Origin of the sequence: Arthrobacter sp. NicSoilB8, from assembly GCF_019977355.1 — a bacterium.
GTDB lineage: Bacteria > Actinomycetota > Actinomycetes > Actinomycetales > Micrococcaceae > Arthrobacter.
Genome location: NZ_AP024655.1, coordinates 4,823,553 through 4,850,379, shown reverse-complemented (window position 1 = coordinate 4,850,379; position 26,827 = coordinate 4,823,553). Strand labels below are relative to the sequence as shown.

Annotated in this window: 28 protein-coding genes; 19 read left to right on the top strand and 9 right to left on the bottom strand. The window is 68.7% G+C overall.

All coding sequences use genetic code 11. The annotated features are described in order from the left end of the window. Positions 1-262 precede the first annotated feature (262 nt). Entirely contained in the window at positions 263-1,648 is a 1,386-nt protein-coding gene (dnaB, locus tag LDO15_RS21925) for a replicative DNA helicase (protein WP_018775337.1), read from the top strand. 27 nt (positions 1,649-1,675) lie between these two features. Here dnaB and LDO15_RS21920 read toward each other — a convergent pair whose 3' ends face one another. After that, positions 1,676-2,650 (bottom strand): acyl-CoA thioesterase, encoded by a 975-nt coding sequence (locus LDO15_RS21920; protein WP_223982429.1) that lies wholly within the window; start codon positions 2,648-2,650, stop codon positions 1,676-1,678. A gap of 151 nt (positions 2,651-2,801) precedes the next feature. Continuing rightward, entirely contained in the window at positions 2,802-3,236 is a 435-nt protein-coding gene (locus tag LDO15_RS21915; protein ID WP_223982426.1) for a DoxX family protein, read from the bottom strand. Positions 3,237-3,404: 168 nt separating this feature from the next. Here LDO15_RS21915 and LDO15_RS21910 point away from each other — a divergent pair, with 168 nt between their 5' ends. The 3 genes from LDO15_RS21910 (at position 3,405) to LDO15_RS21900 (ending at position 5,941) form a co-directional block, all read left to right on the top strand. Then, the gene (locus tag LDO15_RS21910) at positions 3,405-4,760 is read left to right on the top strand and encodes an MATE family efflux transporter (protein WP_223982424.1); all 1,356 of its coding nucleotides are present in this window, start codon (positions 3,405-3,407) and stop codon (positions 4,758-4,760) included. A 140-nt stretch (positions 4,761-4,900) separates the two neighbouring features. Continuing rightward, positions 4,901-5,494, top strand: a complete 594-nt coding sequence (locus LDO15_RS21905) for a hypothetical protein (RefSeq protein WP_223982422.1) — start codon at positions 4,901-4,903, stop codon at positions 5,492-5,494. Between the two features lie 84 nt (positions 5,495-5,578). Then, complete coding sequence (locus LDO15_RS21900; protein WP_223982421.1) at positions 5,579-5,941, top strand: hypothetical protein; 363 nt, start codon at positions 5,579-5,581, stop codon at positions 5,939-5,941. A 92-nt stretch (positions 5,942-6,033) separates the two neighbouring features. On the opposite strand, the gene LDO15_RS21895 is transcribed toward LDO15_RS21900, so the two are convergent. Continuing rightward, positions 6,034-6,576 carry a CGNR zinc finger domain-containing protein gene (locus LDO15_RS21895; protein ID WP_223982419.1) on the bottom strand — a complete coding sequence of 181 codons (543 nt, stop codon included), beginning with the start codon at positions 6,574-6,576 and terminating at the stop codon, positions 6,034-6,036. Positions 6,577-6,798: 222 nt separating this feature from the next. Between LDO15_RS21895 and LDO15_RS21890 the strand changes: the two genes are divergently transcribed. Continuing rightward, positions 6,799-7,761 carry an EamA family transporter gene (locus LDO15_RS21890; protein WP_223987631.1) on the top strand — a complete coding sequence of 321 codons (963 nt, stop codon included), beginning with the start codon at positions 6,799-6,801 and terminating at the stop codon, positions 7,759-7,761. 53 nt (positions 7,762-7,814) lie between these two features. Further along, entirely contained in the window at positions 7,815-8,087 is a 273-nt protein-coding gene (locus tag LDO15_RS21885) for a DUF2277 domain-containing protein (RefSeq protein ID WP_223982417.1), read from the top strand. 39 nt (positions 8,088-8,126) lie between these two features. Here LDO15_RS21885 and LDO15_RS21880 read toward each other — a convergent pair whose 3' ends face one another. From LDO15_RS21880 to LDO15_RS21865, 4 genes are all read right to left on the bottom strand, one after another. After that, entirely contained in the window at positions 8,127-10,481 is a 2,355-nt protein-coding gene (locus tag LDO15_RS21880) for a heavy metal translocating P-type ATPase (protein ID WP_223982416.1), read from the bottom strand. 70 nt (positions 10,482-10,551) lie between these two features. Then, positions 10,552-10,782 carry a cation transporter gene (locus tag LDO15_RS21875; RefSeq protein WP_223982415.1) on the bottom strand — a complete coding sequence of 77 codons (231 nt, stop codon included), beginning with the start codon at positions 10,780-10,782 and terminating at the stop codon, positions 10,552-10,554. Positions 10,783-10,848: 66 nt separating this feature from the next. Further along, positions 10,849-11,211, bottom strand: a complete 363-nt coding sequence (locus LDO15_RS21870) for a metal-sensitive transcriptional regulator (protein WP_223982413.1) — start codon at positions 11,209-11,211, stop codon at positions 10,849-10,851. Between the two features lie 210 nt (positions 11,212-11,421). Further along, a complete protein-coding gene (locus LDO15_RS21865; RefSeq protein WP_223982411.1) occupies positions 11,422-11,907 on the bottom strand; it encodes a universal stress protein in 486 nt (161 codons plus the stop codon). A 151-nt stretch (positions 11,908-12,058) separates the two neighbouring features. Here LDO15_RS21865 and LDO15_RS21860 point away from each other — a divergent pair, with 151 nt between their 5' ends. The 3 genes from LDO15_RS21860 to LDO15_RS21850 all read left to right on the top strand — a co-directional run bounded on the left by LDO15_RS21860 (position 12,059) and on the right by LDO15_RS21850 (position 13,817). Next, positions 12,059-12,268, top strand: a complete 210-nt coding sequence (locus LDO15_RS21860; protein WP_223982409.1) for a hypothetical protein — start codon at positions 12,059-12,061, stop codon at positions 12,266-12,268. 81 nt (positions 12,269-12,349) lie between these two features. Then, a complete protein-coding gene (locus LDO15_RS21855) occupies positions 12,350-13,474 on the top strand; it encodes a glycoside hydrolase (RefSeq protein WP_223982407.1) in 1,125 nt (374 codons plus the stop codon). 40 nt (positions 13,475-13,514) lie between these two features. Further along, complete coding sequence (locus tag LDO15_RS21850; RefSeq protein ID WP_223987629.1) at positions 13,515-13,817, top strand: MoaD/ThiS family protein; 303 nt, start codon at positions 13,515-13,517, stop codon at positions 13,815-13,817. Positions 13,818-13,821: 4 nt separating this feature from the next. Here the strand turns inward: LDO15_RS21850 and LDO15_RS21845 are convergent, their stop codons facing one another. Continuing rightward, positions 13,822-14,058: a hypothetical protein gene (locus LDO15_RS21845; RefSeq protein ID WP_223982405.1), complete on the bottom strand. Its 237-nt coding sequence runs from the start codon at positions 14,056-14,058 to the stop codon at positions 13,822-13,824. Between the two features lie 418 nt (positions 14,059-14,476). Between LDO15_RS21845 and LDO15_RS21840 the strand changes: the two genes are divergently transcribed. Continuing rightward, on the top strand, positions 14,477-15,562 hold the full coding sequence (locus LDO15_RS21840; RefSeq protein ID WP_223982403.1) for an ATP-dependent DNA ligase: 1,086 nt from the start codon (positions 14,477-14,479) through the stop codon (positions 15,560-15,562). A 123-nt stretch (positions 15,563-15,685) separates the two neighbouring features. Here the strand turns inward: LDO15_RS21840 and LDO15_RS21835 are convergent, their stop codons facing one another. Then, entirely contained in the window at positions 15,686-17,002 is a 1,317-nt protein-coding gene (locus LDO15_RS21835) for an MFS transporter (protein WP_223982401.1), read from the bottom strand. A gap of 225 nt (positions 17,003-17,227) precedes the next feature. Between LDO15_RS21835 and LDO15_RS21830 the strand changes: the two genes are divergently transcribed. The 9 genes from LDO15_RS21830 (at position 17,228) to LDO15_RS21790 (ending at position 26,824) form a co-directional block, all read left to right on the top strand. Then, positions 17,228-18,079 (top strand): IclR family transcriptional regulator, encoded by an 852-nt coding sequence (locus LDO15_RS21830; protein WP_223982399.1) that lies wholly within the window; start codon positions 17,228-17,230, stop codon positions 18,077-18,079. A 162-nt stretch (positions 18,080-18,241) separates the two neighbouring features. Further along, positions 18,242-19,123: a shikimate dehydrogenase gene (locus LDO15_RS21825; RefSeq protein ID WP_223982397.1), complete on the top strand. Its 882-nt coding sequence runs from the start codon at positions 18,242-18,244 to the stop codon at positions 19,121-19,123. Next, positions 19,123-21,141, top strand: coding sequence for a sugar phosphate isomerase/epimerase and 4-hydroxyphenylpyruvate domain-containing protein (locus tag LDO15_RS21820; RefSeq protein ID WP_223982395.1), 2,019 nt, complete (start codon positions 19,123-19,125; stop codon positions 21,139-21,141). The genes LDO15_RS21825 and LDO15_RS21820 overlap by 1 nt, the downstream gene beginning before the upstream one ends. A gap of 37 nt (positions 21,142-21,178) precedes the next feature. Next, on the top strand, positions 21,179-22,075 hold the full coding sequence (gene pcaH / locus LDO15_RS21815) for a protocatechuate 3,4-dioxygenase subunit beta (protein ID WP_223982394.1): 897 nt from the start codon (positions 21,179-21,181) through the stop codon (positions 22,073-22,075). Between the two features lie 7 nt (positions 22,076-22,082). After that, positions 22,083-22,658, top strand: coding sequence for a protocatechuate 3,4-dioxygenase subunit alpha (gene pcaG / locus LDO15_RS21810; protein ID WP_223982391.1), 576 nt, complete (start codon positions 22,083-22,085; stop codon positions 22,656-22,658). After that, a complete protein-coding gene (locus LDO15_RS21805) occupies positions 22,655-24,220 on the top strand; it encodes a lyase family protein (RefSeq protein ID WP_223982388.1) in 1,566 nt (521 codons plus the stop codon). Before pcaG ends, LDO15_RS21805 begins: the two co-directional genes overlap by 4 nt. Then, entirely contained in the window at positions 24,213-25,031 is an 819-nt protein-coding gene (locus LDO15_RS21800; protein WP_223982385.1) for an alpha/beta fold hydrolase, read from the top strand. The genes LDO15_RS21805 and LDO15_RS21800 overlap by 8 nt, the downstream gene beginning before the upstream one ends. Further along, positions 25,028-25,537: a 4-carboxymuconolactone decarboxylase gene (gene pcaC / locus LDO15_RS21795; protein WP_223982382.1), complete on the top strand. Its 510-nt coding sequence runs from the start codon at positions 25,028-25,030 to the stop codon at positions 25,535-25,537. The genes LDO15_RS21800 and pcaC overlap by 4 nt, the downstream gene beginning before the upstream one ends. Positions 25,538-25,624: 87 nt before the next feature. Beyond that, positions 25,625-26,824, top strand: coding sequence for a thiolase family protein (locus LDO15_RS21790; protein ID WP_223982379.1), 1,200 nt, complete (start codon positions 25,625-25,627; stop codon positions 26,822-26,824). Positions 26,825-26,827 lie beyond the last annotated feature (3 nt).

Genomic DNA, 26,827 nt, shown 5'->3' with positions numbered 1-26,827 from the left:
AATGAAGCGGCCGGCATAGGTCGGGTTCATGCCACCGGGTGTGAGAACAGGCGGTGTTAGAACACAGGGTGTGAGAACACAGAGTGTGAGAACACGCGCTGTTAAACGGCGGGGAAGTAATACAGCCGGGCATCAAGCCCGGCATCAAAAACGGCTGGGCAGCAGAACTGCTCGGCTGCAACGCAGCTGGGCATCAAGGCGCAGGGCTTACGCGCCGCGGCGAACGGATATCCGCCGCGGCACACAACGGAGGACGGCAGTTTTGTCAGTTACGCATCTGGACTCAGTCGAGGGCACGCGGGGCGCCGAGGGCAGCCGCAAGCCTCCGCAGGACATCCCCGCGGAGCAGTCCGTCTTGGGCGGCATGATGCTGTCCAAGGACGCCATCGCCGACGTCGTCGAGATCCTGCGCGGCCAGGACTTCTACCGTCCGGCCCACGAAACCATCTATGAGGCCATCATTGACCTCTACGGCCGCGGTGAACCCGCCGATGCCGTGACGGTCTCGGACGAGCTGACCAAGCGCGGCGAAATCAACAGGATTGGTGGACCCGCCTACCTGCATGAACTCATCCAGACCGTCCCCACAGCGGCCAACGCCGGGTACTACGCCGAAATTGTGGGCGAACGCGCCGTTCTGCGCCGCCTTGTCAACGCCGGAACCAAGATCGTCCAGCTCGGGTACGGACAGGACGGCGAAGTCGAAGACCTCGTCAACCAGGCCCAGGCCGAGGTCTATGCCGTGGCAGAGCGCCGCACCGCCGAGGACTATGTGGTCCTCAAGGACGTCATGGAGTCCACGGTGGACGAAATCGAGGCGTCGGGGCACCGCGGCGAAGGCATGGTGGGCGTCCCCACCGGATTCTATGAGCTTGATGAACTGACCCACGGCCTGCACCCGGGCCAGATGATCGTCATCGCCGCGCGCCCCGCCGTCGGTAAGTCCACGTTCGCGCTGGACTTCGCCCGCTCGGCTGCCATTAAGAACAACCTCGCCACCGTCATGTTCTCCCTCGAAATGGGCCGCAACGAAATCGCCATGCGCCTGCTGTCCGCCGAGGCCACGATCGGTCTTCAGGACCTCCGTAAGGGCACCATCAAGGACGAGCAGTGGTCCAAAATCGCCACCACCATGGGCCGCATGAACGATGCCCCGCTGTTCATCGATGACAGCCCCAACATGTCGCTGATGGAAATCCGTGCCAAGTGCCGGCGCCTGAAGCAGCAGCATGACCTCAAGCTCGTGATTTTGGACTACCTGCAGCTCATGAGCTCGGGCAAGAAGGTGGAGTCCCGCCAGCAGGAAGTCTCCGAGTTCTCCCGTGCGCTCAAGCTCCTGGCCAAGGAACTCCAGGTGCCGGTGATCGCACTGTCGCAGCTGAACCGTGGCTCGGAGCAGCGCCAGGACAAGCGGCCCATGGTCTCGGATCTGCGCGAATCCGGTTCCATCGAGCAGGACGCCGACATGGTGATCCTGCTTCACCGTGAAGACGTTTACGACAAGGAGTCGCCGCGAGCCGGCGAGGCCGATATCCTGATCGCCAAGCACCGTAACGGCCCCACGAAGGACATTGTTGTGGCCTTCCAGGGCCACTATTCGCGGTTTGCCAACATGGCCGCCGACGCCGGAGGCGGCGGCGGCTTCTAGCCCTGCCCCCTGCCGGTCCGCCGGCTGCTAGCCGTTGCCTGCCGCGAGCAGGTGGTTGGGCAGCCGGTTCCCGGGCGCCCGCCCGCGGATTTCCAGCAGCTCGCGGGCGTGGGCATGCAGCCGCTTGTCCTCCTCGGACACCGGCACCCACTGCGGGATCGGGACCGAGGTGCCGGTCTCGTCCCGGGCCACCATGACCGTCAGGCAATAGGTGGTGAGGTTCAGCTCGCGCCCCTTGGGATCTCCCGAGCGGACATGGACGGCGATGTGCATGCCCTTTGTTCCGGTGTAGACCAGCCGGGCCTCCACTTCCACCACGTGGCCGATCAGCAGCGGGCGGTAGAACCGCACGCCGCCGGAGAACACGGCCACGGTGTCCATGCCGCAGTAGCGGGAGGCGCAGACGTAGGCGGCCTCGTCAATCCACTTCATCACGATGCCGCCGTGGACCTTGCCGCCCCAGTTCACGTCCGTGGGCGCCGCCATGAACCGCAGCACCACGCGCTCTGCCGTGCCGGCATCGGTATATTCCTGTCCGCTCATGGCCTGGACGATGTCTTCGCGGACCTTGATCCGGGCCAGTGCGTCGTCCCGCTGCCCGATCTCGGCCGGGGTCGCCGGTTCAAACTGCGGCACCGGAATAGGCTTGCCGTCGGCGCCCACGGCCACGAAGATCACAATGCACTGGCTGCGCATGGTGGCAGGGCCGCCCTTCGGATCACCCGAGGAGACCACGGTGCGGATGTGCATCGAGGACCGTCCGGTGTAGACGATCGTGGCCTCAACCTCCACCATGTCGCCGCTGTTGACCGGATCCGCGAAGTGGATGTTGCCCACATAGGCGGTCACGCAGTAGGACTTCGCCCAGCCAACGGCGGCGGCGTAGGCCGCCTTGTCCACCCACTCCAGTACGGTGCCGGCGTCGACCGAGCCGCTGTGGCCGACGTCGGTGGGAGCCGCCAGGAAGCGCAGGGTCACGGAATTGGGCGCGTTCTCGCTCATGCTGTGAGTTTACTGAAGCGCCCGGCAGGCGCCGCCAGCCGGCGACACAATCGCTGTCCGGGCCGCCATAACCGGTCGACATGCGGCGGCGGGCGGCCACCGCATGGTGACCGCCCGCCGGGGACTGCTGGCAAGTGCCGGGGCAGGAGCCTTACGCGAGGACGCTGAGCTTCGAGTTGCTGCGGCCGAAGAGCGCCTTGTCCACCGAGGCGTTGCCGGCGCCGACGAGAGCCACGGCGAGGGCGGCTGCCGCCAGGATCAGGACGAGCTCATAGCCGCCGGTCGCGACGAAGACGCCGGCGCCGGCGTGGACCAGGATCAGGGCGCCGAGCATGTCCACCGCGAGGAGGGCTGCAAACACGCGGGTGAGCACGCCCAGGATCAGTGCGACGCCGCCGACGAGTTCGAGGGTGGCGACCACGGGAGCCGCCGCCTGGGCCGCCGGGACTCCCATCTGGGTGAAAGCTGCCTGGGTGCCGGCGATGGTGAACTCGTTGAACTTCTGCCAGCCGTGAGCGGCGAACAGGAATCCCGTGATGACACGGAGGATGGTCCGGGCGGTGGTGGTCAGTGCGGGCTGGTTCATGGTGTGCCCTTCCTAGGGTCGGGGGCGCCGTGGCGGCCGGGCCGCAATGCCGGCCGGTCCGCAACAGTGAGAAAGTTGTAGTTTCAAGTTTTATAGTGCCGTCATTTAGTTGTTATGTCAACTAAACGACGTCCGACGGCGTTTCGCGGGCCCCGCTAGGGTTAAGCCGTGCCTGCTTCCCCTCCGCTGTCCGAGACCCTGCCGCCCTCTGCGGGGCACCGGCGGGAGATTCTCCGCCTCGCCGTGCCCGCGTTCGGTGCGCTCATCGCCGAACCGCTGTTCCTGCTCGCCGACTCGGCCATCGTGGGCCATCTGGGAGTGGCCGAGCTTGCCGGCGTCGGGCTGGCCTCGGCGGTGCTGCACACCGCCGTCGGGCTCATGGTGTTCCTCGCATACTCCACGACGCCGGCAGTGGCACGGGCGATCGGCAACGGCCAGCTGGCCAAGGCCCTCGCCGCCGGACGGGACGGGGTCTGGCTGGCACTGATACTCGGGATCATCCTGGCGGCCGCGGGGTTCCTGGCCGCCGGGCCGCTCCTGGAGCTGATGGGTGCCCGCGGCGAGGTCCATGGATTCGCCGTGGACTATCTGCGCGGGTCCATGCCCGGCCTCGTGGCGATGCTGCTGATCTTTGCGGGCACCGGAGTGCTGCGCGGGCTCCAGGACACCCGGACCCCCCTGGCCGTTGCCGCTGCGGGCTTCACCCTGAATATCGCGCTGAACCTGGTCCTGGTCTACGGGCTGGGCTGGTCCGTGACCGGGTCGGCGGTTGGCACAAGCATCGCGCAGTGGGCCATGGCGGCCGTCTATGTGCTGATCGTCCGGCGCAACGCCCGCAACGACGGGGTGTCCCTGCTGCCGGACTGGCGCGGCATCCGGGCCATGACCAAGGTGGGCTCCTGGCTGATGCTGCGCACGCTCAGCCTCCGTATCGCGATTCTCGCCACGGTGGTGGTAGTCACTGCCCAGGGCCCCGTCAATCTCGCCGCGCACCAGCTGGCCATGACCGTCTTCACGTTCTTCGCCTTCGCCCTGGACGCCCTCGCGATCGCGGCCCAGGCCCTGATTGGCAAGGAGCTCGGCGCGGCCCGGCCCGAGGCGGCACGCACGCTGACGCGCACCATGACGCGGTGGGGGATCGGGTTTGGCGTCCTGACCGGGATCCTCCTCGGCGCGGCGGCGCCGTGGGCCGGCGCCCTCTTCACCGCCGACGCCGACGTCCGGGCCGCGCTCACGCTCGCCCTGTGGGTGCTTGCCGCCGGGCAGCCGCTCGCCGGGTACGTCTTCGTCCTGGACGGCGTCCTCATCGGGGCGGGCGACGCCCGCTATCTCGCGGTCGCCGGCGTCGTCAATCTCGCCGCCTACCTGCCGCTGCTGCTGGCCGTGCGGTATTCCGGCGCCGGCGCCGGCACGGGTTTGCTCTGGCTCTGGGCCGCCTTTTCCCTAGGCTACATGGCGGCGCGGGCGCTGACCCTGGGTCTCCGCGCCCGGACGGACCGCTGGATGGTCCTTGGCGCACAGTGAATACAGCGCGGTCAATGCATCGTGAAATGCGCGGTCAATGCTCCGATCAGTGCGCCGTGCCGGACCCTGCCGTCAGGGGCGCACTGGGCCGGCCTGCCCGGCAGGCGCGCGCAGTGGCGGCTTCGCACTAAACTGGACGGGTGACTCTCCCCGCAGCGCCTGACGCGACCCCTGCCATCCGCGCCGCGGCCGACCTCTGGAAGCCCGTGCTTATCAGGGCCGCCGTTGCGCTCGTGTTCGGCGCCGTGACCGTGTTCTGGGCGGCGCCGCCCGAGGCCGGCATGGGCTGGGCCGGGGGACTCTACCTGCTGGCCACCGGCGTCATAATGATCTGGACCGTGGCGAGGACCGGGTTCCGCCCGCGGGAAGGCGCCGGCAAGATCCTCTCCGCCGGCGGCGCCGTCCTGGCCGGAGCCGGCGCGGCCGTAGTCATGCTCCCGACCCCCCTCGTCTTCGGAACCATCGCAGCCGCGGGTCTCGGCGCGTCCGGTGCTGCGGAACTAGCCGCCGGTATCCTGGGCCGAGGCCGGTCCGTCCTGGCCCGCGACTGGATCGCCTCCGGCGTGATCGGGCTGGGCACCGCGATCGCGCTGCCGTTCTTCATCGGCCTCGGGGCGCACGCGCTCCTCGGCGTTGCGGGCGGCGGAGCCATCATCAGCGGTGTCCTGTGGATGCTGTCGGGCCTGACCCTGCGGCACGATGCTCGGGGCGATTCCGCAAAGGCCGTAAACTAGTACCGACAGGTTCTACCCGGCGTAGAACAATTGCGGTAACAAGACAGCCACGCTTCCCCGCGCAGGCTGCAGGAGGAAATCACCTTGGCACAGCAGAAACCCGGAGCGCCCCGCAGTCTGCGGACCTCGGTCAAGGGGCCGCTCATGTTCTCCGCGTTCTGGGCCGTGGTGGTTTTCTTTGGCGTCCTGATCTTCGCCTCGGGCGGCAGCGCCCGCTCGCCCCGCTTCGATCTGGCCTTCACCGGCGCCGGGATTGCGTTCATTGTGATCCTTGTGGTGGCCGCCATGCTCTCGATGAGCCACAAGGAAAACGCCGAGGATCTGGGGAAGGGCTCCGGCGTTAACCTCAGCTCCCGGCGGCCCTCCGGCCACGGCGGCCCGTCCGCGCCGTCCGGACCCGGGGCCTCCGGCCCCGCCGATCCCCGCGGCGACGGGCCTCAGGCCTAACCCCTGCGCGCCCGACCACTGCGCGCCCGACCACTGCAGCCCCAAAACCCGCAGCCCTACGGGCCGCAGGCCTGACGCCGCAGGCCCGGCCGTCAGGACACTGCCTTCCTCGCCCGGTATGCGGCCACGTGCGCGCGGTTGGCGCAGTTCCCGGTGTCGCAGTACCGCTTCGAGCGGTTGCGGCTCAGATCGAGTACGACGGCGTCGCAGTCGTCCGCGGCGCACACCAGCAGGCGGTCCATTTCCTTGCTGCGGATGACGTCAACGATTGCCATGGCCGCCTCCGTGCTCATCCGGTCTGCCAGCGGGGCCTCCGGAGTGGTGGCATGCAGATGCCAGTCCCAGGGATCGTGCTTGACCAGTTGGGGGAGCGCATGGGCCTCCCGGAGCAGCCGGTTGACCGTCTCCGCGGCAGTCGTCTCGTCCGCGAGCCAGAGCTCGGCAAGCTCGCCGCGCAGCCGCCGCACGCTGGCCAGTTCCGCCTCGTCCCGGGTCCGGGACCCGGTGAAGCCCTCAGCCTCAAGGAAGGCATCCAGATCCTTTGCGGTGGCCAAATGTTCCTCGCCGTTGGCCGCGGTGTTGATGAGGTTAACCACGGAGCGCAGGGCAACTTCCGTGTCAGGGGCAAAAACCATCTTGACTCCTTACCGCGCCGGGGCGTAATGTCATGACCATAACCCTACTTTACTCCTGACAGGAGAATGCCCGTGTCTGCCCCCCGCCGCACCGCCGCCGTCCCGGTTCGAGATCTTGCCGCCAAGCGGTCCGCCTCGGAACCCGGTGGCGCTGTGCCGGGCACCAGGGCTACGGGTGCTAAGCGGCCGGGCACCAAGCCAGCGCGTGCCGCGTCCGGCTTCATGGCCTCGGGCCTGGGCATCGCCCTGTTTTCGTCAGCGGTGTTCGGGCTCTCCGGATCCTTCGCCAAGGCGCTCTTGGAAACGGGATGGACACCCGGCGCGGCCGTCACGGCACGGCTCACCGGCGCCGCCCTGATCCTGGCGGTTCCCGCCATCCCCGCGCTGCGCGGCCGCTGGCACCAGCTCAAGGACAACTGGCTGACCATCCTGCTTTTCGGCCTCATCGGGGTCGCCGCGTGCCAGCTGTTCTACTTCAACGCCGTGTCCCGGCTGTCCGTAGGGGTTGCCCTCCTGCTGGAGTATCTTGCACCCGTCATCATCGTGCTCTGGTTGTGGGTCGCGAGCCGGAAGCGTCCCCGCCCGCTGACCATCGCCGGCACGCTCCTGTCGCTGGGCGGCCTCATCCTGGTCCTGGACCTCACGGGCGCGGTGAAGATTGATCTGATCGGCGTGCTGTGGGGGATTGCGGCCGCCGTCTGCCTCGCGATCTACTTCTTCATCACTGCCAGGGAAAACGACACCCTCCCGCCTATCGTGCTGGCCTCCAGCGGACTGATGGTCGGTGCCGCGGTGATGTGGCTCGCTGCCGCCACCGGGCTGGTGCCGATGGCCTTCAGCACGGCCGACACCCGGCTGGGGCCCTGGGTCACCCCCTGGTGGGTCTCGCTCGGCGGCCTGGTGGTGCTGGCCACGGTCCTGGCGTACGTGTCCGGAATTGTCGCCGCGCGGGCGCTCGGATCCAAGGTGGCGTCCTTCGTCTCGCTGACCGAAGTGCTCTTCGCCGTCATCTGGGCCTGGCTCCTGCTCGGGGAACTTCCCGGGACCATCCAGCTGCTCGGCGGGCTCCTGATTGTCGGCGGCGTGGTCCTGGTCCGGGTGGACGAGCTCCGGTCCTCGTCGGGCACCGGCGCGGCCATGCCGGCAGTGCTGGACCACGCGAACGACTTCGAGCCCGTGCCGTAGGCAGTCCGCCCGGGGCCCTCGTTCCCGGGCCCGAAGGCACCTAGCATGGAGGCATGTGCCGAAATATCCGGACCCTCCACAATTTTGAACCCCACGCAACCACCGCCGAGGTGGAGGCCGCGGCGCTGCAGTACGTGCGCAAGATCAGTGGCAGCACCAAGCCGTCCAAGGCCAACGAAGAGGCCTTCAACCGGGCTGTCCATGAGATTGCGCACGCCACGCAGCACCTGCTCGACTCCCTGGTGACCCATGCCCCCGCAAAAGACCGCGCGGAGGAAGCGGCCAAGGCCAAAGCCAAGGCTGCCGTCCGCTACGGCGCGGCTTGAAGCGGACGCCTGAGGCTGGGCGGCCCGGGGAAGGGCGGCCTACCTGCCGAAACTGCGCAGCCGCAGCGAGTTGGCCACGACCAGCACGGAGCTTGCGGCCATCGCGGCGCCGGCGATCATCGGGTTGAGCAGGCCCAGGGCCGCCACCGGAATGCCCACGGCGTTGTAGAAGAAGGCCCAGAAAAGGTTGGTCTTGATGGTGGCCAGCGTCCTGCGGGACAGCTCGATCGCCTGCGCCACCTGCCCGAGATCGTTGCCCATGACTGTCAGGTCGGCGGCCTCGATGGCAACGTCCGTGCCGGAGCCCATGGCGATGCCGAGGTCCGCCTGGGCCAGCGCAGCGGCGTCATTGACGCCGTCGCCGGCCATGGCCACCGTGGCTCCGGCGGACTGCAGCTTCCGCACCGCCTCGACCTTGCCCTCGGGCAGCACACCGGCGAACACATCCTCCGCAGCGATGCCGACGGCGGCTGCCACCTGGGCGGCGACGGCGGCGTTGTCCCCGGTCAGGAGGATCGGCCGGAGACCGAGGCCGCGGAGCCGCGAGATCGCGGCCGCGGAGCCTGGCTTGAGCGTATCCCTCAGGCTAATGATGCCGGCGGGCTCCCCGTCCACGGCGAGCCAGATCGCGGTGGCCCCGGAGCCTTCTGCGGCAGCAAGGGCCTGCAGCTGCGCGGCCTCGGGAGCGATGCCGTTCGTCTGCAGCCAGCCCGAACGGCCGGCCGTCACACGCCGGCCCTCGACGGTTCCCTGGACTCCGCCACCCGGCGCAGAGCGGAAGCCGGCGACGGCGGGAAGGGAGCCGGAGCCGTTGTTCCGGCGCTCAGCCGAGAGTGCCGAAGCTGCGATGGCCCGGGCGATCGGGTGCTCGGAGGCGTCCTCCACGGCCCCTGCGAGGCGCAGCACCTCGGCTTCGCTGTGCGGTCCGAAGCTTTGGACGCCGTCCACGGCAAGGCGGCCGGTGGTGACCGTCCCGGTCTTGTCCAGCAGGATCGTGTCCACAGTCCGGGTATCCTCGAGGACCTGCGGCCCCTTGATGAGTATGCCGAGCTGGGCGCCCCGGCCGGTTCCCGTCAGCAGCCCCACGGGCGTGGCCAGCCCCAGGGCGCAGGGGCAGGCAATGACGAGCACGGCGACGGCGGCGGTGAAGGCGGCGCGGACCTCGTCGGGGCCGGCGGCCGGGCCGGCGGCCAGCAGCCAGGCGCCGAAGGTCAGGGCCGCGACGGCGAGGACGACGGGGACGAAGACGGCGCTGATCCGGTCAGCGAGCCGGGCGATGGGGGCCTTTCCGGTCTGCGCCGCGGAGACAAGACGTCCCATCTGGGCCAGGGTGGTTTCGGAACCGACGCGGGTGGCGCGGACCAGGAGGCGGCCCGAGGTGTTGATCGTGGCGCCGGTGACCAGGCTGTCCGGACCAACCTCCACCGGCACGGATTCTCCGGTCACCAGCGAGGCGTCCACGGCCGAGGAGCCGTCCAGGACCACGCCGTCCGTGGCGATCTTTTCGCCCGGACGGACAACCATCACCTCTCCCACCGTCAATTGCCCGGCGGGGATCTGTTCCTCACGGCCGTTGCGCAGCACTGTGGCGTCCTTGGCGCCAAGGCTGAGCAGGGCCTTGAGGGCATCGCCTGCCCTGCGCTTGGCGCCGGCCTCCAGATAGCGCCCCAGCAGCAGGAACGTGGTCACTACGGACGCGACCTCGAAATAGAGGCCGCCGGAGCCCATGCCTTCCATCGCCGGGTGCTCGGTCAGGCGCGGGTCTGCCAGAAGCTGCCCCGCGGAGAACGCGAAGGCTGCGATCACGCCAATGGAAACCAGGGTGTCCATTGTCGAGGCCATGTGCCGCGCGTTGATGGCCGCCGCCCGGTGAAACGGCCACGCCGCCCACGCGACCACCGGCAGCGCCAGTGCCCCGGCCACCCAGCCCCAGTTCGGGAACTGGAACACTGGGATCATGGAGATCGCGAACACCGGGACGGTGAGGACGGCGGCCACGATGAGCCGCGGGCGGAGCACGGCTGCGGTTTTCGATACAGGCTGCTCACCCGGGGGCGTGGCACCCTCGATGCCGTCACCGGTCACCCGTCCGTTGACCGAAGGCTGTGCGGCCGGGATTTCGAGGGGGTCAGCCACATTAGCCGGGTGCCGGGGGGACCGGATGGTGGCCTTGTATCCGGCGGCGGCGACAGTGGCCGTGATTTGATCGTCCGTGATGGCCGCGGGGACCCTGACATGGGCGGACTCGAGCGGGAGGTTGACGGTGGCCTCCACGCCGTCGAGCTTTCCGAGCTTGCGTTCGACCCGGCTGACGCAGGAGGCGCAGGTCATGCCCTCGATATCGAGGTCGATAACACGGCTTCCGGCCTGGTCCAGCAACTGCTCGTTCACCACGGTCCCTTCCTGTTCTCGCACTTTTCCGCTGCCTGGTCTGTTTTGCGCCGTCCGCCGGCGCGAGCGGCGCTCAGGCTTCGCTGGCGACCATCAGGTAGCCGGCTTCGGCGACTGCCTCGCCGATCTCGGAGAAGGACAATGTGCCGGCGGAAGTGATCGTGACGGTGGAGATGCCGCCGGCGTGGAGGTCGACGTCGACCTTTTCGACGCCTGAGAGCGCCTCAAGTTCTTCACTGACGGAGGACACGCAGTGGCCGCAGGTCATGCCGGAAACGTTGACGGTGGTGGAAACGGTGCCCATGGCGTGCTCCTTTGTCGCGGGGCAGGGGTGGTTCCCCGGCCCGGTGGTGTGATGGGGGTGCAGGTCCTAGCGCAGGAGGCGCCCGATGGCATCGGTGGCCTCTTTGACCTTGAAATCGATGGTTTCGGCCCGTAGTTCCGGATCCGGTTCGGAGGCGGCGCCGACGACGCAGTGGCCGATGTGCTCCTCCACGAGCCCCAGGCTGACGGCATGCAGGGCCTTGGTGACGGCGGCGACCTGGGTGAGGATGTCGATGCAGTACTTGTCCTCGTCCACCATGCGGGCGATACCGCGCACCTGGCCTTCGATCCGCTTGAGCCGGCGCAGGTAGGCGTCCTTGTTGGAGCTGTAGCCGTGCTGCTCGTGCGGCGGCGGGTCCAGGCGGGCCGGTTCCAGGGGGGAAGGGACGGAAACTTCGGACTCGCTCATGCCTCAAACATATACCCCCTAGGGGTATGTTTCAAGGGTCTGGAAGCTCCAGGGGCGGAACCGTCCGGAAATTAAAGAGCTCCGGAGTGCGTTATTGGGGGATACGCACTCCGGAGCAGCTATGGGGTAGGCGGCTTTCCTCTGGCCTACACATCGAGCTTACTTGGCGGTAGAGGGATAGCGCCAGCGCCCCGAATAACAACTTTCGCTTTATTTTCTTTCGGCCGGAACGATCAGGATCGGACGCTCCTGATGGTGGCTCAGCCACGCCGCCACGGAGCCGTTGAGCGCCGCGGAAATGCGGTGGCCGATGCCGCGTTCGGGGGTCCCCACCACGATCATGAGCGCCTGGGCGTCGGTGGCGAGCCTGCCGATCGCCCGGGCCGGGTCGCCCGCCAAGGTCCGCAGGGTCCAGTCGATTCCGAGGCCTGCGCAGCATGCTTCGATGACGGAGTGCAGCTCCTGGGTTGTTGCCCGGATCCGGGTGTCGTCCGCGTCGGGGTGCAGCGAGAGCCGGTGCGCTGACCGGGCCGGGTCCCACTCCACGAGGTAGCTTGCTTCGTCCACGTAGGCGCAGATCAGGGGCACGGCGAGGCGCTTCGCGAGCGTTGCCGCGGTCTGCAGCACCTCGGGATGCTGTCCTGGAAGCACGCCCACCACGAGAGGCGGCGGGCCGTTGACGGGCTCGGCGGGCATGCTTCATTCTTGCGCCTGGGTTCGGCCTTGAACAGGGACTTACTCCCCGGTCACACGGCTTCTGAGGTTGCGGGTGCTGTTTGCCGCCGCTTCCCTTGTACACCCCGCGGGCGGGGCCTACGGTTGAAGAACACAGGAGGAGGATGCCGTCGTGGAGATCTACATGTGGTGGCTGGATCTGGATTTGGCGAGTAAGGAATGGCTCCGGGAAAACCTCCGGACCGCCGAACTGCCGGAGGCTGTGCAGCGGGGGATTGCCGCCGCGGGCGGCCCGCGTCCTGGTGAACTGTCCCCGGCCGGAACCGTCTTGACGGTCGCGGACTGGGACTTCATCGAGACGCAGTCGGAGTTCGTCGACTGACGGCGCCGGCGCCGTCCGGCCAAGCGGGACGCTGCCGGCGCGGGAAGAAAACCATTGCGGCCGTCCGGTGTGGATGGTTGCATGGGGGGCATGGCTACTGCAGAGAGTTATGTCCTGGCGATCGGCACCAAGAAAGGTCTCTGGCTGGCGACGAGCCCGGACCGCAAAGACTGGTCCCTTTCCGGCCCGCATTTCCTGATGAGCGAAGTGCCCAGCATCGGCATCGATACCCGCGACGGACGCACCCGGATCCTTGTCGGGGTCCGCTCCGAGCATTGGGGCCCTACCGTTTTCCACTCGGATGACCTGGGCGGGACCTGGAACGAACCCGAAAACGGCGCCATCACGTTCCCGGACGGCACCGATGCCGCCCTGGAACGGATCTGGCAGATCCACCCCGACGCCGACTCCCGCCCGGGCGTTGTGTGGGCAGGCTGCGAGCCGATCTCCGTCTGGAAGTCGACCGACGGCGGCGAGCACTTTGAGCTCAACCGCGGTCTCTGGGACCATCCGCACCGCAGCGAATGGGGTGCAGGCTATGGCGGCGCCGCGGCGCACTCGATCGTGGTTGATCCGACGGGTGAGAAAGTCCACGTGGCCATGAGCACCGGAGGGGTCTACCGCTCGCTTGACGGCGGTGCCTCCTGGGAGCCGCGCAACAGGGGGATCTCCGCATACTTCATGCCGGATCCCAACCCGGAATTCGGCCAGTGCGTCCACAAGATTGCGGCCGACGCCGCCGTCGACGGCCGGCTGTACGCGCAAAACCACCACGGCGTGTACCGCAGCGACGACGACGCCGAATCATGGGAGTCGATCGCCGATGGGCTGCCGGCGGACTTCGGCTTTGTCATGCTGACGCATCCCCGCCGGGCCGGTACCGCCTGGGTGATCCCGCTAAAGGCCGACGGCGAGCGGATTCCGCCGGACGGAAAGCTGGCCGTGCACCGGACGGACGACGCCGGCTCAAGCTGGAAGCGGCTCGACGCCGGACTCCCGGACCCCGAATACAACGCGGTGCTGCGCGATGCCGCCTGCGTGGACGAGGCGGAGCCCGCCGGCGTCTACTTTGGGACCCGGGGCGGCAGTGTCTACGCCAGCGCCGACGAGGGGGAACACTTCAGCGAAGTGGCCTCGCACCTGCCGGACGTGCTGTGCGTGCGGGCAGCCGCGGTGTCCGCGGCCCTGGTCCCGGCACAGCCGTGACGAAATGGGTAAGGGCATCAACGAGCTCATGAACAACGGCATGCCTGTCCCCGCGGAGTCGGCGATCAGCGTAGTCCTGCCGAGCGTCCTCCAGCCGCTCGCCGGCGGGCAGTCCATCCTGACTACGCCCGCGGAATCAGCGGTGACGGTGGAGTGGTTGCTGGATACGGTGACCGGAGATTACCCGGCGCTGTCACGCCGGCTGCGGGACGAGACCGGAACTGTTCGCCGTTACGTGAATATATACGTCAACGGGAATGAAATCCGGCGGCTTCAGGGCCTGGTGACGACGGTGGCGCCTGGCCAGGAGGTCCTCATCATCCAGTCCGTGGCGGGAGGCTGAGGCCTCAGGCGACCCGCCAGACGGTGCATTCGTCTGCGTTGATGGCTTTGCGCATGCCGGTGGGGCGGTCCATGATCCAGACGACGCCGATTCCCGGGGCCGTTTCCTGGACACTGCCGCGGCGGATCACGACGTCGTCGTAATTCGGGCCGACGCGCAGGCGGGCCTCGATCTCGTCGCCTCGGTGCAGCTGGTCGAGGGCGCGGATACGGGTTACATGGGCTTTCGCTTCCTTCAACATGGCGGGGCCTCCTGGACTGGAGTTTGGTGCCTGCTCTTGCCGGCACTTCCAGTGTCCTGCGCCAATGTTGCGTCCGCGTTTCGGCACGGTAAGGGGCCGGTTAGTTTTTGACGGCGCCGCGGTTACCCGCCTCAGGGCATGCGGCGTTCGCCCGGACGCTGGACCCGGAACCACCGGTACCCGTAGCGGTCCAGCGGGAGTTCGAAGCTGCCCTAGCCGAGCTAGGGGCATTCCCGATAGCGCTGGATCAGCGTCGCGATGGTGTTCCACAACGAGCCGGGGTCGCGCGATGCGTGGAACCGATGGTAGCCATCGTTAAGGTCCACCGTGGGGCGCGGGTGTGTCGAGGAAACCTCTTAACGGGGCTGGGGGGCTGGGGGGCTGGCGGTGCCGGGTCCGCGGCGCAAGAATGGGCGCTATGCGACTGCCGCTGATGCCTCCCATCGCGCCCATGCTGGCCAAAGCCCTTCCGGCGCTGCCGGCGACGGATGCCGGAACGGCCTGGCTCTTTGAGCCGAAGTGGGACGGATTCCGCTCCATCATCTTCCGCGACGGCGACGAAGTTGAGATCGGCAGCCGGAATGGCAAGCCCATGACCCGGTATTTCCCCGAACTCGTCGTGGCGCTGAAGGAGCAGCTGCCGGAACGCTGCGTGGTGGACGGCGAGATCATCCTGGTGGCGGCCTCGGGGGACCGGCTCGACTTCGAGGCGCTCCAGCAGCGGATCCATCCGGCCGCCAGCCGGGTGAAGCTGCTCGCGGAGCAGACCCCGGCACGATTCGTGGCCTTCGACCTGCTGGCCCTCGGCGGCGAGGACCTCACCGGCAGGCCGTTCGCCGAGCGCCGGCGGGAGCTCGAGCGCGCGCTGTCGGCAAGCGTGGCGCCGGTCCATCTGACGGCCGCGACCGCGGATCGGGACACGGCGCAGCGCTGGTTCCGGCAGTTCGAAGGGGCCGGGCTGGACGGCATCGTGGCCAAGACGCTGGAGGGCACCTATCAGCCGGACAAGCGGGTGATGGTCAAGGTCAAGCACGAACGCACCGCGGACTGCGTGCTCGCCGGGTACCGTGTGCACACCTCCGGTCCGGACCGGGTCGGCTCGCTGCTGCTGGGGCTCTATGACGACGCCGGGGTGCTCGCGAATGTCGGCGTGGTGGGCGCCTTTCCGATGGCACGGCGCGCTGAGCTGTTTGCGGAGCTGCAGGAACTGGTCACCGGTTTCGAGGACCACCCCTGGGCCTGGGCCCGGCAGGAGGAAGGGGCGCGGACACCGCGGAACGCCGAGGGAAGCCGGTGGAGCGGCGGCAAGGACCTGTCCTTCACGCCGCTCCGGCCCGAGCGCGTGGTGGAAGTGAAATACGACCATATGGAGGGCGCGCGGTTCCGCCACACCACCCAGTTTGTGCGCTGGCGTCCCGACCGGGATCCGCGCTCCTGCACCTACGAGCAGCTGGAGGAACCGGTGAAATTCGATCTCGCCGCGGTGTTGGGCGCCACGCCCTAGCCCCCGAACAACGGCAACCCCGCAACGCCCTGACGAGTTAACGACGGCGGCCCGCCCCCGGAAGGGACGGGCCGCCGTCGTACGGTGCGGAAACTGCCGGCGGCGCGCTGCCGGGACCGGATCCTAGCGCTGGCCGAGCTCCTTGGTGGGGACCTTGAAGGTTTCCTTGGCCGTCAGGGCCGAGATGGTGGCGATCAGGCAGATGACGGCGGTGAAGATGCTGATCTGGACCCAGCCGCCGGACTGGATGCCGCCCATGGCCGCCACGATCGCCGGGGCGAACCCGGCCATCAGGAAGCCGAGCTGGGTGCCGATTGCGAGGCCGGAGAAGCGGACGTTGGTGCTGAACATCTCGGCATAGAAGGAGGGCCAGACCGCGTTGGCTGCGGCGTAGCCGAAGGAGAAGAAGGCGATGGCTGCCAGGAACATCAGCGGGACGCTGCCGGATTCAAGGCTCAGCAGGAAGACGGGGGTCAGGACCGCGCTGGAGAGTGCGCCATAGATGAAGACCGGTTTGCGGCCGATCTTGTCCGCGAGCATGCCGAAGAGCGGCTGGGTGCCCAGGGCCAGGAAGTTGGCGCCGACGACGAGCCAGAGGGTGGTGGTGCCGTCCACGCCGGCGACGTTCTTGGCGTAGCTGATGGCCAGCGTCCCGAAGACGGTGGACACGGCCGCGATGAAGGCGCAGGCGATGACGCGGAGGACGTCGCGCCAGTGGTCCTTGAGGAGGTCGGCAACCGGGAGCTTGGAGATCTGGGCGGTCTTCTTGGCTTCCTCGAATGCCGGCGGTTCGTGCAGGGTGCGGCGGATGAAGAACGCGATCAGCACCACCACGGCGCTGAGCCAGAACGGGATGCGCCAGCCGATGGTGTACTTGATCTCATCGGGCAGGGCCAGGACGGGGATGAAGACAAGGGCGGCGAGGATCTGGCCGCCCTGGGTGCCGGTGAGGGTCCACGAGGTGAAGAAGGACCGGCGGTTGTCGGGAGCGTGCTCAAGTGTCATGGAGGACGCGCCCGCCTGCTCGCCGGCTGCGGACAGGCCCTGGCAGAGCCGGGCCAGCACCAGCAGCGCGGGAGCCCACCAGCCGACCGTCTTGAAGTCCGGAAGGCAGCCGATGACGAAGGTGGAGGCACCCATCAGCAGCAGCGTGAACATGAGGACCTTCCGGCGGCCCACCCGGTCACCGAAGTGGCCAAGCACGACGGCGCCGACCGGACGGGCCACGTAGGCGAAGCCGAAGGTGGCGAACGACATGATCGCCGCGTTGGTGTCGGCGTCCGGGAAGAAGACGTGCGGGAAGATCAGCGCAGCGGCGGAGCCGAAGATGAAGAAGTCGTAGTATTCGACGGCGCTGCCCAGGAAGCTGGCAAGGGCCGCCTTCTTCGGCGTCCCTCCTGTGGTGATACCCGGCGTCGTGGACGGGACAGTGTGGCTCATGGTGTTCCTTTTGTGTGACGACGTTGTCGCGGATGGATCAGGAAGGTCTCGGCTGCCGCTTGTTTAAGTGTGGTGCAACCGGAAGTCCGTGCAAAGACCCGGACTAGTAGCCACATGGTGGAAGCTACTTGTGCGATGTAGCAATCATGGCTGTGAGCGTAGTCACTTGTCAAGAAAAATAATCACCATCTAGAAATAGCTCTCACTATGTGAGAACATCGATGCATGAGTGTGAATCAAGCCACAAATGAATCCGCCACGTCCGAGTACCCGGCGGAAGCCGCCTCAATGCCGGCCAAGCCGGGCAAGGCCGCTAAGGAGGACTCGCGGACGGATATGGTGGGCAAGGCCCTGGGCCTGCTGGTCCTTCTGGGCGACGAGCCGCGCGGCGCCAGTGCCGCGGAGATCTCCCGCCGGGCCGAGCTGCCGTTCAGCACCACCTACCGCCTGCTCGGTTCGCTGACCCGGGACGGCTTCGTGGACTACGAGCCGGACGGCCGCCGCTACCACCTGGGCCTGCGCGTTTTTCAGCTCGGCCAGCGCGTCTCCAATCACCACGGCTTTGCCGGCACGGCGTTGCCCATCCTGCGCCGCGTGACCGAGGAAACGGGTGAGGCCACCATCCTCTCGGTGCGGGACGGCATCCACCACCTGACGGTGAATAAGGTGGACGGCCCGCAGACCTTCCGGGTCACGAGCGACCCCGGCCATCTCGGGGCGCTGCACACGACGTCGGTGGGCAAGGCGCTGGTCGCGTTCGCCGACGACGCCACCCGGGCCCAGCTCATCGACGAACTGCCCCTCGAGCCGCTGACGGAGCATTCCATTACCGACCGCGAGGCGTTCCGGGCCGAGATTGAACTGGTCCGCCGCCGCGGCTACGCCACCATGGACGAGGAGAACGAGCTCGGCATGCGCGCCGTCGCCGTTCCCGTTTTCAATGCCCAGGGCCACGCCTTCGCTTCCCTGGCCACGGCAGTGCCGGTGTTCCGCCTGAGCATGGAAGCTCTCGTGGCCCTCGTGCCCCTTCTACAGTCGGCCGCGGCGGAGCTTTCCGCCAGGCTGCCCCAGCGCTGACCCCCTGTCAGCTGGCAGGCCCCTCGGTAATAATCTGTTCGTGATACGAACAACAGTGCAACATATGAACAAAGTCTGTAGTGTAATCCCTATCACCCGGCCAGCCGCAGACGCCGCAAGCGTCACCGCCCGCCGAGTGCCGTTGTCAAAGGAGCTAACCGGATGAGCAATCGAGCAGAGTCCTTCCTCGTGGGCCTCGTGGGAGACGGCGTCATGCCCTCCCTGACGCCCTACATGCATGAACGCGAAGGCGACGTTCAGGGTCTCCGGTACCTCTACCGCCCCATCGACCTCATCGAACTCGGCCTGCCCGGCCAGGCCGTAGGTGAGCTGCTCTCCGGTGCCCGGAGCCTCGGGTTCAACGGATTGAACATCACGCACCCCTGCAAGCAGCTCGTGCTCGACTACCTTGACGAGGTCTCCGCCGACGCCCGGCGCCTCGGCGCCGTCAACACCGTGGTCATCCGCGACGGCCGCTTCATCGGCCACAACACCGATTTCTCCGGCTTCGCGGCCGCCCTGGCCTCCGGGCTCCCGGGCGCCACGCTGGACCGTGTGGTGCAGCTGGGGGCCGGCGGCGCCGGATCCGCCGTCGCCTATGCCCTGCTCACCGCGGGTGTCCGGGAACTGGACCTCGTGGACACCGACGCGGCGCGCTGCGCCGACCGCGCGGCCGAACTCGCCGGATTCTTCCCGGACCGGACCGTCACCCCGCGGACGACGGCGGAGCTGCCGCGGCTCATGCCGCTGGCCGACGGCCTGGTGCACTGCACCCCCGTCGGCATGGCGGCCCATCCGGGCGTCCCGCTGGACATGTCCCTTGTGGAGTCCCGGCACTGGGTGGCCGACATCGTGTACCGGCCGATCGAAACCGAGCTCGTCCGCGCCGCGCGGGCCAAGGGCTGCGAGGTGCTCGACGGCGGCCGGATGGCCGTGGGACAGGCGGCGGACGCCTTCCGGATCTTCACCGGACGGGAACCGGACGCCGAGCGCATGCGCTCCCACTTCCTGGAACTCGTGGCCGCGGAAGGGGTGGCCGCCTGATGCGCACCGGAATCGCCACCGTCTGCCTCGCCGGCACCCTGCGCGAAAAAATGCAGGCGTGCGCCGTTGCCGGGTTTAACGGGATCGAAATCTTCGAACAGGACCTCGTCACGTCCCCGCTGAGCCCGGAAGACGTCCGGAAACTGGCCGCCGACCTCGGCCTCACCCTGGACCTCTACCAGCCGTTCCGCGACTTCGACAGCGTCCCCGAGGATCTGCTCGCCGCCAACCTGCGCCGCGCGGAGGCCAAGTTCCGGCTGATGTCCCGGCTGGGCATGGACACCATGCTGCTGTGCTCCAACGTCGGCACGGCCACGATCGACGATGACGAGCTCCGGTCCGCCCAGCTCTCCCGGCTCGCGGACCTCGCGGGGGACCACGGCGTCAAGGTCGCCTACGAGGCTCTGGCCTGGGGCAAATACGTCAGCGACTACGAGCACGCACACCGGCTGGTTGGCATGGTGGACCACCCCAACCTGGGCACCTGCCTGGACTCTTTTCACATCCTCTCCCGCGACTGGGACACCGCGCCGATCGAGGCCTTCAACCCGGAGAAGATCTTCTTCGTCCAGGTGGCGGACGCACCCAAGCTGTCGATGGACGTGCTGTCCTGGAGCCGGCACTACCGGGTGTTCCCGGGTGAGGGGCAGTTCGACCTCGCCAAGTTCATGGGTCATGTGGTCCGTGCCGGCTACACCGGGCCGGTGTCGCTGGAAGTGTTCAACGACGTCTTCCGCCAGTCCGACGTCGAACGCACGGCCGTCGATGCCATGCGGTCGCTGATCTGGCTCGAAGAGCAGAGCGCCCGATGGCTCGAGGCGAACCCGGCCCCCGCCGCATGCGGTGTGACAGGCACCGCGGGCGGGGCCACCGGTGCGGCGTCCCGGCGCCGGTACCCGATGGAGCTCGCCACGCTGCCCCGCGTGGCCGAGCCCGCCGGCTTCAACTTCGCTGAGGTCCGGGCCGGGGACTCCGCGGGCCTGGAAACCCTGCTCGGCCAGCTGGGGTTTGCGTTCAACGGGCGCCATCGGACCAAGAACGTGCAATTGTGGACCATGGGCCACGCCCGCGTGATCATCAACGAGGAACCCGCCGCCGGCGCCGCAGCCCCTGGCGCCTTCGGCTCAGCCGCGCCCGGCGCCGCCATTTCGGCGCTCGGCTTCGACGTCGACTCCCCGGTCATCGCCGCCGCCCGCGCCCAGCAGCTCAAGGCCCCCGCCGTGCCGCGCAAGAGCCAGGCCAACGAGGAAGTCTTTCAGGGTTTCGCCGCGCCGGACTCCACCGAGATCTTCCTCTGCCAGGGCAGCTCGGACGGGACGGCGGCCTGGGTCGGTGAATTCGGCGAGCCCCACGAATCCGGCGAAGAACTGGCTCACCCCGTTCCGGGCGCCGGCCCCGTTCCAGGCGCCGGCGCCGCGGCCGGCGCCGTGATCGACCACGTGAACCTCGCCCAGCCGTGGCAGCACTTTGACGAGGCCGTGCTGTTCTACACGAGCGCCCTCGCCCTGGAACCGCAGCCGTATGCCGAGGTGGCCAGCCCCACCGGCCTGGTCCGGTCCCAGGTGATGATCACCGAGGACCGCGGCGTCCGCCTGGTGCTGAACCTGGCGCCGCTGCTGCAGCAGGAAGCCGCCGCCGGAACCGATCCATCGGGGTCCGGCCACCGCCGCACGTACCAGGAGCACGTGGCCTTCGCCGTGGACGACCTCGTGGGCACTGCCCGGGCCGCACGGGACCGCGGACTGGACTTCCTGCAGATCCCGGCGAACTACTACGAGGACCTCGACGCCCGGTTCGCGCTGGACCCGGAATTCCTGGCCACCCTCCGCGAGCTCAACCTGCTCTATGACCGTGATGCGGACGGCGAATTCCTGCACTTCTACACGGCCACGGTGGGCAGCGTGTTCTTCGAAATGGTGGAACGCCGCGGCGCCTACGACGGCTACGGCGCCCCGAACGCCCCGGTGCGGCACGCCGTCCAGTACGACCACCTGCACCAGCTGACCCGCACTTCCTGACCCCTGCCGAACAACACAACAACGAAAGGAGGCTGCTGTGCCTGAAGAAATCAACCTCGACATCTTCAATGCCGACCCGATCACCGAGGACGTGTCCGACGAAGCCACGGGGGCCGCACCAAAGACGTATGCGCCGCTCGACGCCGCCGCGGGGTCGCAGGCGGACCTCAGCGCCGAGATGAAGGCGATCGGCGAGGCCTACGCGAAGACGCTCAAGAACGGAGCCCCGGCCGAAACCCAGCCGCGGCTCGACTACGCGCCGTACCGCAGCAGCGTCCTGCGCCACCCCACCAAGGACCTGCACCACGCGGACCCGGAAACCATCGAACTCTACTCACCCGCGTTCGGGCACATGGACGTCCACGCGCTGGAAGCGGACCTGACCATCCAGCACAACGGCGAGCCGCTGGGCGAACGCATTGTGGTCTCCGGCCGCGTGCTAGACGGCGACGGCCGCCCCGTCGCCGGCCAGCTTGTGGAGATCTGGCAGGCGAACTCCGCTGGCCGCTACATCCACAAGCGGGACCAGCACCCTGCACCGCTGGACCCCAACTTCACCGGCGTCGGCCGCTGCATCACCGGCGTGGACGGCTCCTACAGCTTCACCACCATCAAGCCCGGCGCCTACCCGTGGAAGAACCATCTCAACGCCTGGCGCCCCGCCCACATCCACTTCTCCCTGTTCGGGCAGGAGTTCACCCAGCGGATCGTCACCCAGATGTACTTCCCCGGCGACCAGCTGTTCCCGCTGGACCCGATCTACCAGTCGATCGTGGACCAGGATGCCCGCGACCGGCTCGTGGCCACCTACAACCACGAGCTGACCAAGCCTGAATGGGCGCTGGCATACAACTGGGACATTGTCCTGACCGGGTCCAAGCGGACCTGGACCGAAAACGAGGCCCTGGGCGCAGGAGGCGACGAGAATGAATAGGAGCGCCATGAGTAAACTCACCCCGACACCGGGCCAGACCGTGGGGCCGTTCTACGGCTACGCGCTGCCCTACACCAAGGACCGCGAGCTCCTGGCCCCCGGCTCCCCGGGTTCCATCCGGCTTCAGGGCACCGTCTATGACGGGGCCGGGCACCCGATCCCGGACGCGATCCTGGAGATCTGGCAGGCCGACGCGGATGGCAACGTTCCACACCGCACGGGCTCCCTGGTCCGCGACGGCTACACGTTCACCGGCTTTGGCCGCAGCGCGGTCGGCAACACCGGCGTCTTCACCTTCACCACGGTGAACCCCGGCCCCACCGAGGAGGGCGCGGCGCCGTTCATCGCCGTCGCCGTCTTTGCCCGGGGCCTGATGAACCGCCTGTTCACCCGCGTCTACCTGCCGGAGGACGAGGAAGCCCTGGCCAAGGATCCGCTGCTCAGCTCGCTCGAGCCGGACCGCCGCCGGTCCCTCATCGCGCGCCGGGACCCCGACGGCGGACTGACCTGGGACATCCGTCTCCAGGGCGAGGGCGAGACGGTGTTCCTGGATTTCAGCGACGCTGAGGGCGCCTCGAAGTGACCTTCTTCGAGACCGCCGGTGACGTTGGCCTGCACGGTGACGTTGGCCTGCATGGTGACGTCGGCCTGCTCAGTCCCGTGTCGGCGTCGCCGTTTGTGGCGGTGCTGACAGGGGACCGTGCAGTGCTCGCCGCCATCCTCCAGGTCGAGGCGGCCTGGGCGGCCGTCCTGGACGAGGCGGGCCTCGCCCCGGCCGGGTCCGCCGCAGTGGTGGCCGCCGCCGCGGACGTGCAGCGCTACGACGTTGCGGGCATCGCCGTGCGCGCACAAGGCGGCGGCAACCCCGTCATCCCGCTCCTCGCGGACCTCCGTGAGCAGGTCCGGGCCCTGGACACCGAGGGTCTCGGCGCGGCACGGGCCGTTCACACGTCGCTGACCAGCCAGGATGTGCTCGACTCGGCCCTGATGCTGCTGGCCGCTGGAGCCGTGCGTGAGCTGCTCGCCGAGCTCAGGGCGGCCACGTCCGCCCTTGCGGCCCTTGCAGACGCCCATGCCCAGACACTTTGCGTGGGCCGGAGCCTGACCCAGCACTCCCTGCCCTTCAGCTTCGGGCTGCGGGCAGCGCAGTGGTTCGCCGGGCTGGCCGCCGCCGGCCGCCGGCTCGAAACCGTCGAGCTGCCGGTGCAGACCGGCGGCGCCGCCGGGACCCTTGCCGCCGGCACTGTCCTTACTTCCGGCGCCGGTGTGGCGGGCGCCGGTGCGGCCACCGGGCCGCTCTCCCCGTTTGACCTCGCGGACCGGCTGGCCGCCCGACTGGGCCTCGCCACCGTTCCAGCACCCTGGCACACCAACCGCCTGGCCGTGACCTCGCTCGGCGACGCCCTGGCCGCCGTGACGGACGCGGCCGGAAAGCTCGCCGCCGACGTCCTGTTCCTGAGCCGGCCCGAAGTGGCCGAACTCGCGGAACCGCGCTCCGCCGGAAGAGGCGTGTCCTCGGCCATGCCGCAGAAGCAGAACCCCGTGCTGTCCGTGCTGATCCGCAGCGCCGCCCTGCAGTCCCCGGCCCTGGCCGCCCAGCTGCACCTCGCGGCGGCCAATTTCAACGACGAACGCCCCGACGGCGCCTGGCACACCGAATGGGCCGCCCTGCGCCAGCTGCTGCGTCTGGCCCTCGGTGCCGCGGGACAGCTGCGCGAACTGGCCGAGGGGCTGCAGGTCTTCCCCGGGGCCATGCGCCGAAACCTGGACCTGGCCGGGCCGCTGCTGCTCTCCGAAGCCGTCAACGCCGCTGTCGCGCCGCTTCTGGACGCAGACCGCGCCGCGACGGAACCGGGCCGGACGGGCAAGCAGCGCCTGCAGGCCGTCGTGGACCAGACGCTCCAGGCCCCGGCCGCGGAGCAGGCGGCCACCTACCGGACACAGCTCCGCGCGGCCGTCCCCGACGACCTGCTCCCGGACTCCCGGCTGGAGGAGCTTCTGGACCCGGCCAACTACCTCGGCCAGGCCGCCGAGATCTCCCGCCGCATCCTCGCGGCATATCCGGAATACACCGCCGGCCCGGCCTCACCTGACGATGTCCGTGCCGCCGTCCAGCAACTCCAGAACGGAGCCTCCCGTGGCTAAACCCACCGTCAAAGCAGTCCTGCTCTCACCCCAGCGTCCGCTGGGCGACAAACCCCTCCTCGTCGTGGGCCCCTCGCTCGGGACGTCCTCGCTGCTCTGGAGCCAGGCCGGCACCATACTGGGCGCCGACGTCGACGTCGTCGCCTGGGATCTGCCCGGCCACGGCGTCTCGCCCGCGGCACAGGAGAGCTTCACCGTCGCCGAACTGGCCGACGCCGTGATCGGCCTGGTCGATTCGATCGCACCCGGTGCGCGCTTCCACTATGCCGGCGTGTCCTTGGGCGGGGCCACCGGCCTGCAACTGGGCATCAAGCACGGCGACCGGCTCAAGAGCCTGTCCGTGCAGTGTTCCGGCGCGAAGCTCGGCACGCCCGAGGGCTGGCTGGAGCGCGCCGAAACCGTCCGCACGCAGGGCACCCCGGTGATGATCCAGGGCTCCGCGGAACGCTGGTTCGCCCCGGGGTTCATGGACCGCCAGCCCGAGCTCAGCGGTCGGCTCCTGCACACCCTCCGGGACGCCGACCGCTTCAGCTACGCCTACTGCTGCGAGGCCCTGGCCGGCTTCGACGTGCGGGACCAGCTCGGCACCATCCGCGTCCCCACCCAGGTCATTGCCGGCGCCCTGGACGCCGTTGCCCCGCCGTCGATGGCCGAGGACGTGGCCGCCGGCATCACCGCCGGCGGCGGCACCGCCACGGCCGTCAGCCTGGAAGGCGTGGCACACCTGGCCCCGTTCGAGGCGCCGGCCCACGTGTCCGAACTGCTGAAAAGCCTCATTACCTGGACCGAGACCCAAGGAGCCGGCGAATGAGCCTCCCCGAAACCAGCAGCCCCGAACGTGGCACGCCCGAACCCGGCGGGCCCGAGCGGAACGGCGTAGTCCAGCCGGGCGCGACAAGCCAGGAAATCTACGACGGCGGCATGAAAGTCCGCCGCGAGGTCCTCGGCGCCGTGCACGTGGACCGTGCCAACGCGAACAAGGATTCCTTCACCGAGGACTTCCAGGACATGATCACCCGGATCGCCTGGGGAGGCATCTGGACCCGGCCCGGGATCAGCCGGCAGATGCGCTCGGCCGTCACCATTACCGCCATGGTGGCGCACGGGCACTGGGAAGAACTGGCCATGCACATCCGCGCAGCCATCACCAACGGCCTGAGCCGGGATGAGATCAAGGAAATCCTGCTCCAGACCGCCATCTACTGCGGGGTCCCCTCCGCCAACACCGCTTTCAAGACCGCCCAGCAGGTCTTCCATTCCATGGACACCACTGGAACGGACGCCCCAGCGCGTGACGCGGCCACCCCTCCCAACTAGCTGGCAGCAGGGGCCGTTTTGAGCGCTCAGAACGGCCTTATCTGCTAGTTAGTTGGGATTTTCAGACGGAAATTTAGAGGAGCAGTTATGAACCAGGCTTTCATTTACGATGCCGTGCGGACGCCGTTCGGGAAGTTCGGGTCCGGCCTGGCCGGGGTCCGGCCGGATGATCTCGCCGCGCACGTGATCCGCGAGGCGGTCAAGCGCGCCCCGGGACTGGATGTCGAGCGGATTGACGAGGTGGTGTTCGGCAACGCGAACGGTGCGGGCGAGGAAAACCGCAACGTGGCCCGGATGGGCACCCTGCTGGCCGGCCTGCCGGTCTCGGTCCCGGGGACCACGGTCAACCGGTTGTGCGGGTCCTCGCTGGACGCGGCGATCATCGCGTCCCGGCAGATCAACACCGGCGACGCGGAGCTGATGCTGGTCGGCGGGGCCGAGTCGATGTCCCGGGCCCCGTGGGTGCTGCCCAAGACCGAGAAGCCCTACCCGGCCGGGGACCTGAGCCTGTCCTCCACCACGCTGGGCTGGCGCCTGGTGAACCAGGCAATGCCCGCGGACTGGACGATCTCCCTGGGCGAGGCCACCGAACGGCTCGCCGAGAAGTACGGGATCACCCGGGCCGCGCAGGACGAGTTCTCCGCCGCCTCCCACAACCTCGCCGCCAAGGCGTGGGACGAGGGGTTCTACGACCGGCTCGTGACCCCGGTCCCGGGCACGGACCTGGTCCGTGACGAGGGCATCCGGGCCGGGTCCACCGCCGAGAAGCTCGCCGGGCTCAAAACCGTGTTCCGGACCGAAAACGGGACCGTCACCGCCGGGAACGCGTCCCCGCTCTCGGACGGCGCGTCCGCGGCGTGGCTGGGCTCCGAGGCCGCCGCCGGGCTGCTGGGCCTGGACCCGCTGGCCAGGATCGCGGGCCGGGGCGCGCACGCGAACGATCCGCAGTACTTCGGCTACGCCCCGGTCGAGGCCGCGAACAAAGCCCTGGCGAAGGCCGGGATCGGCTGGGACCAGGTGGGCGCCGTCGAACTGAACGAGGCGTTCGCCGCGCAGTCCCTGGCCTGCATCAACGCCTGGGGCATCGATGCGGCGATCGTGAACCGGCACGGCGGCGCGATCGCGATGGGCCACCCGCTCGGCGCGTCGGGCGGGCGGATCCTGGGCACCCTGGCCCGGTCCCTGCAGGCCTCCGGGCAGCGCTGGGGCGTCGCGGCGATCTGCATCGGCGTCGGCCAGGGCCTCGCCGTCGTCCTGGAAAACGTCACCACCGCCGCATCGGCCTAACCA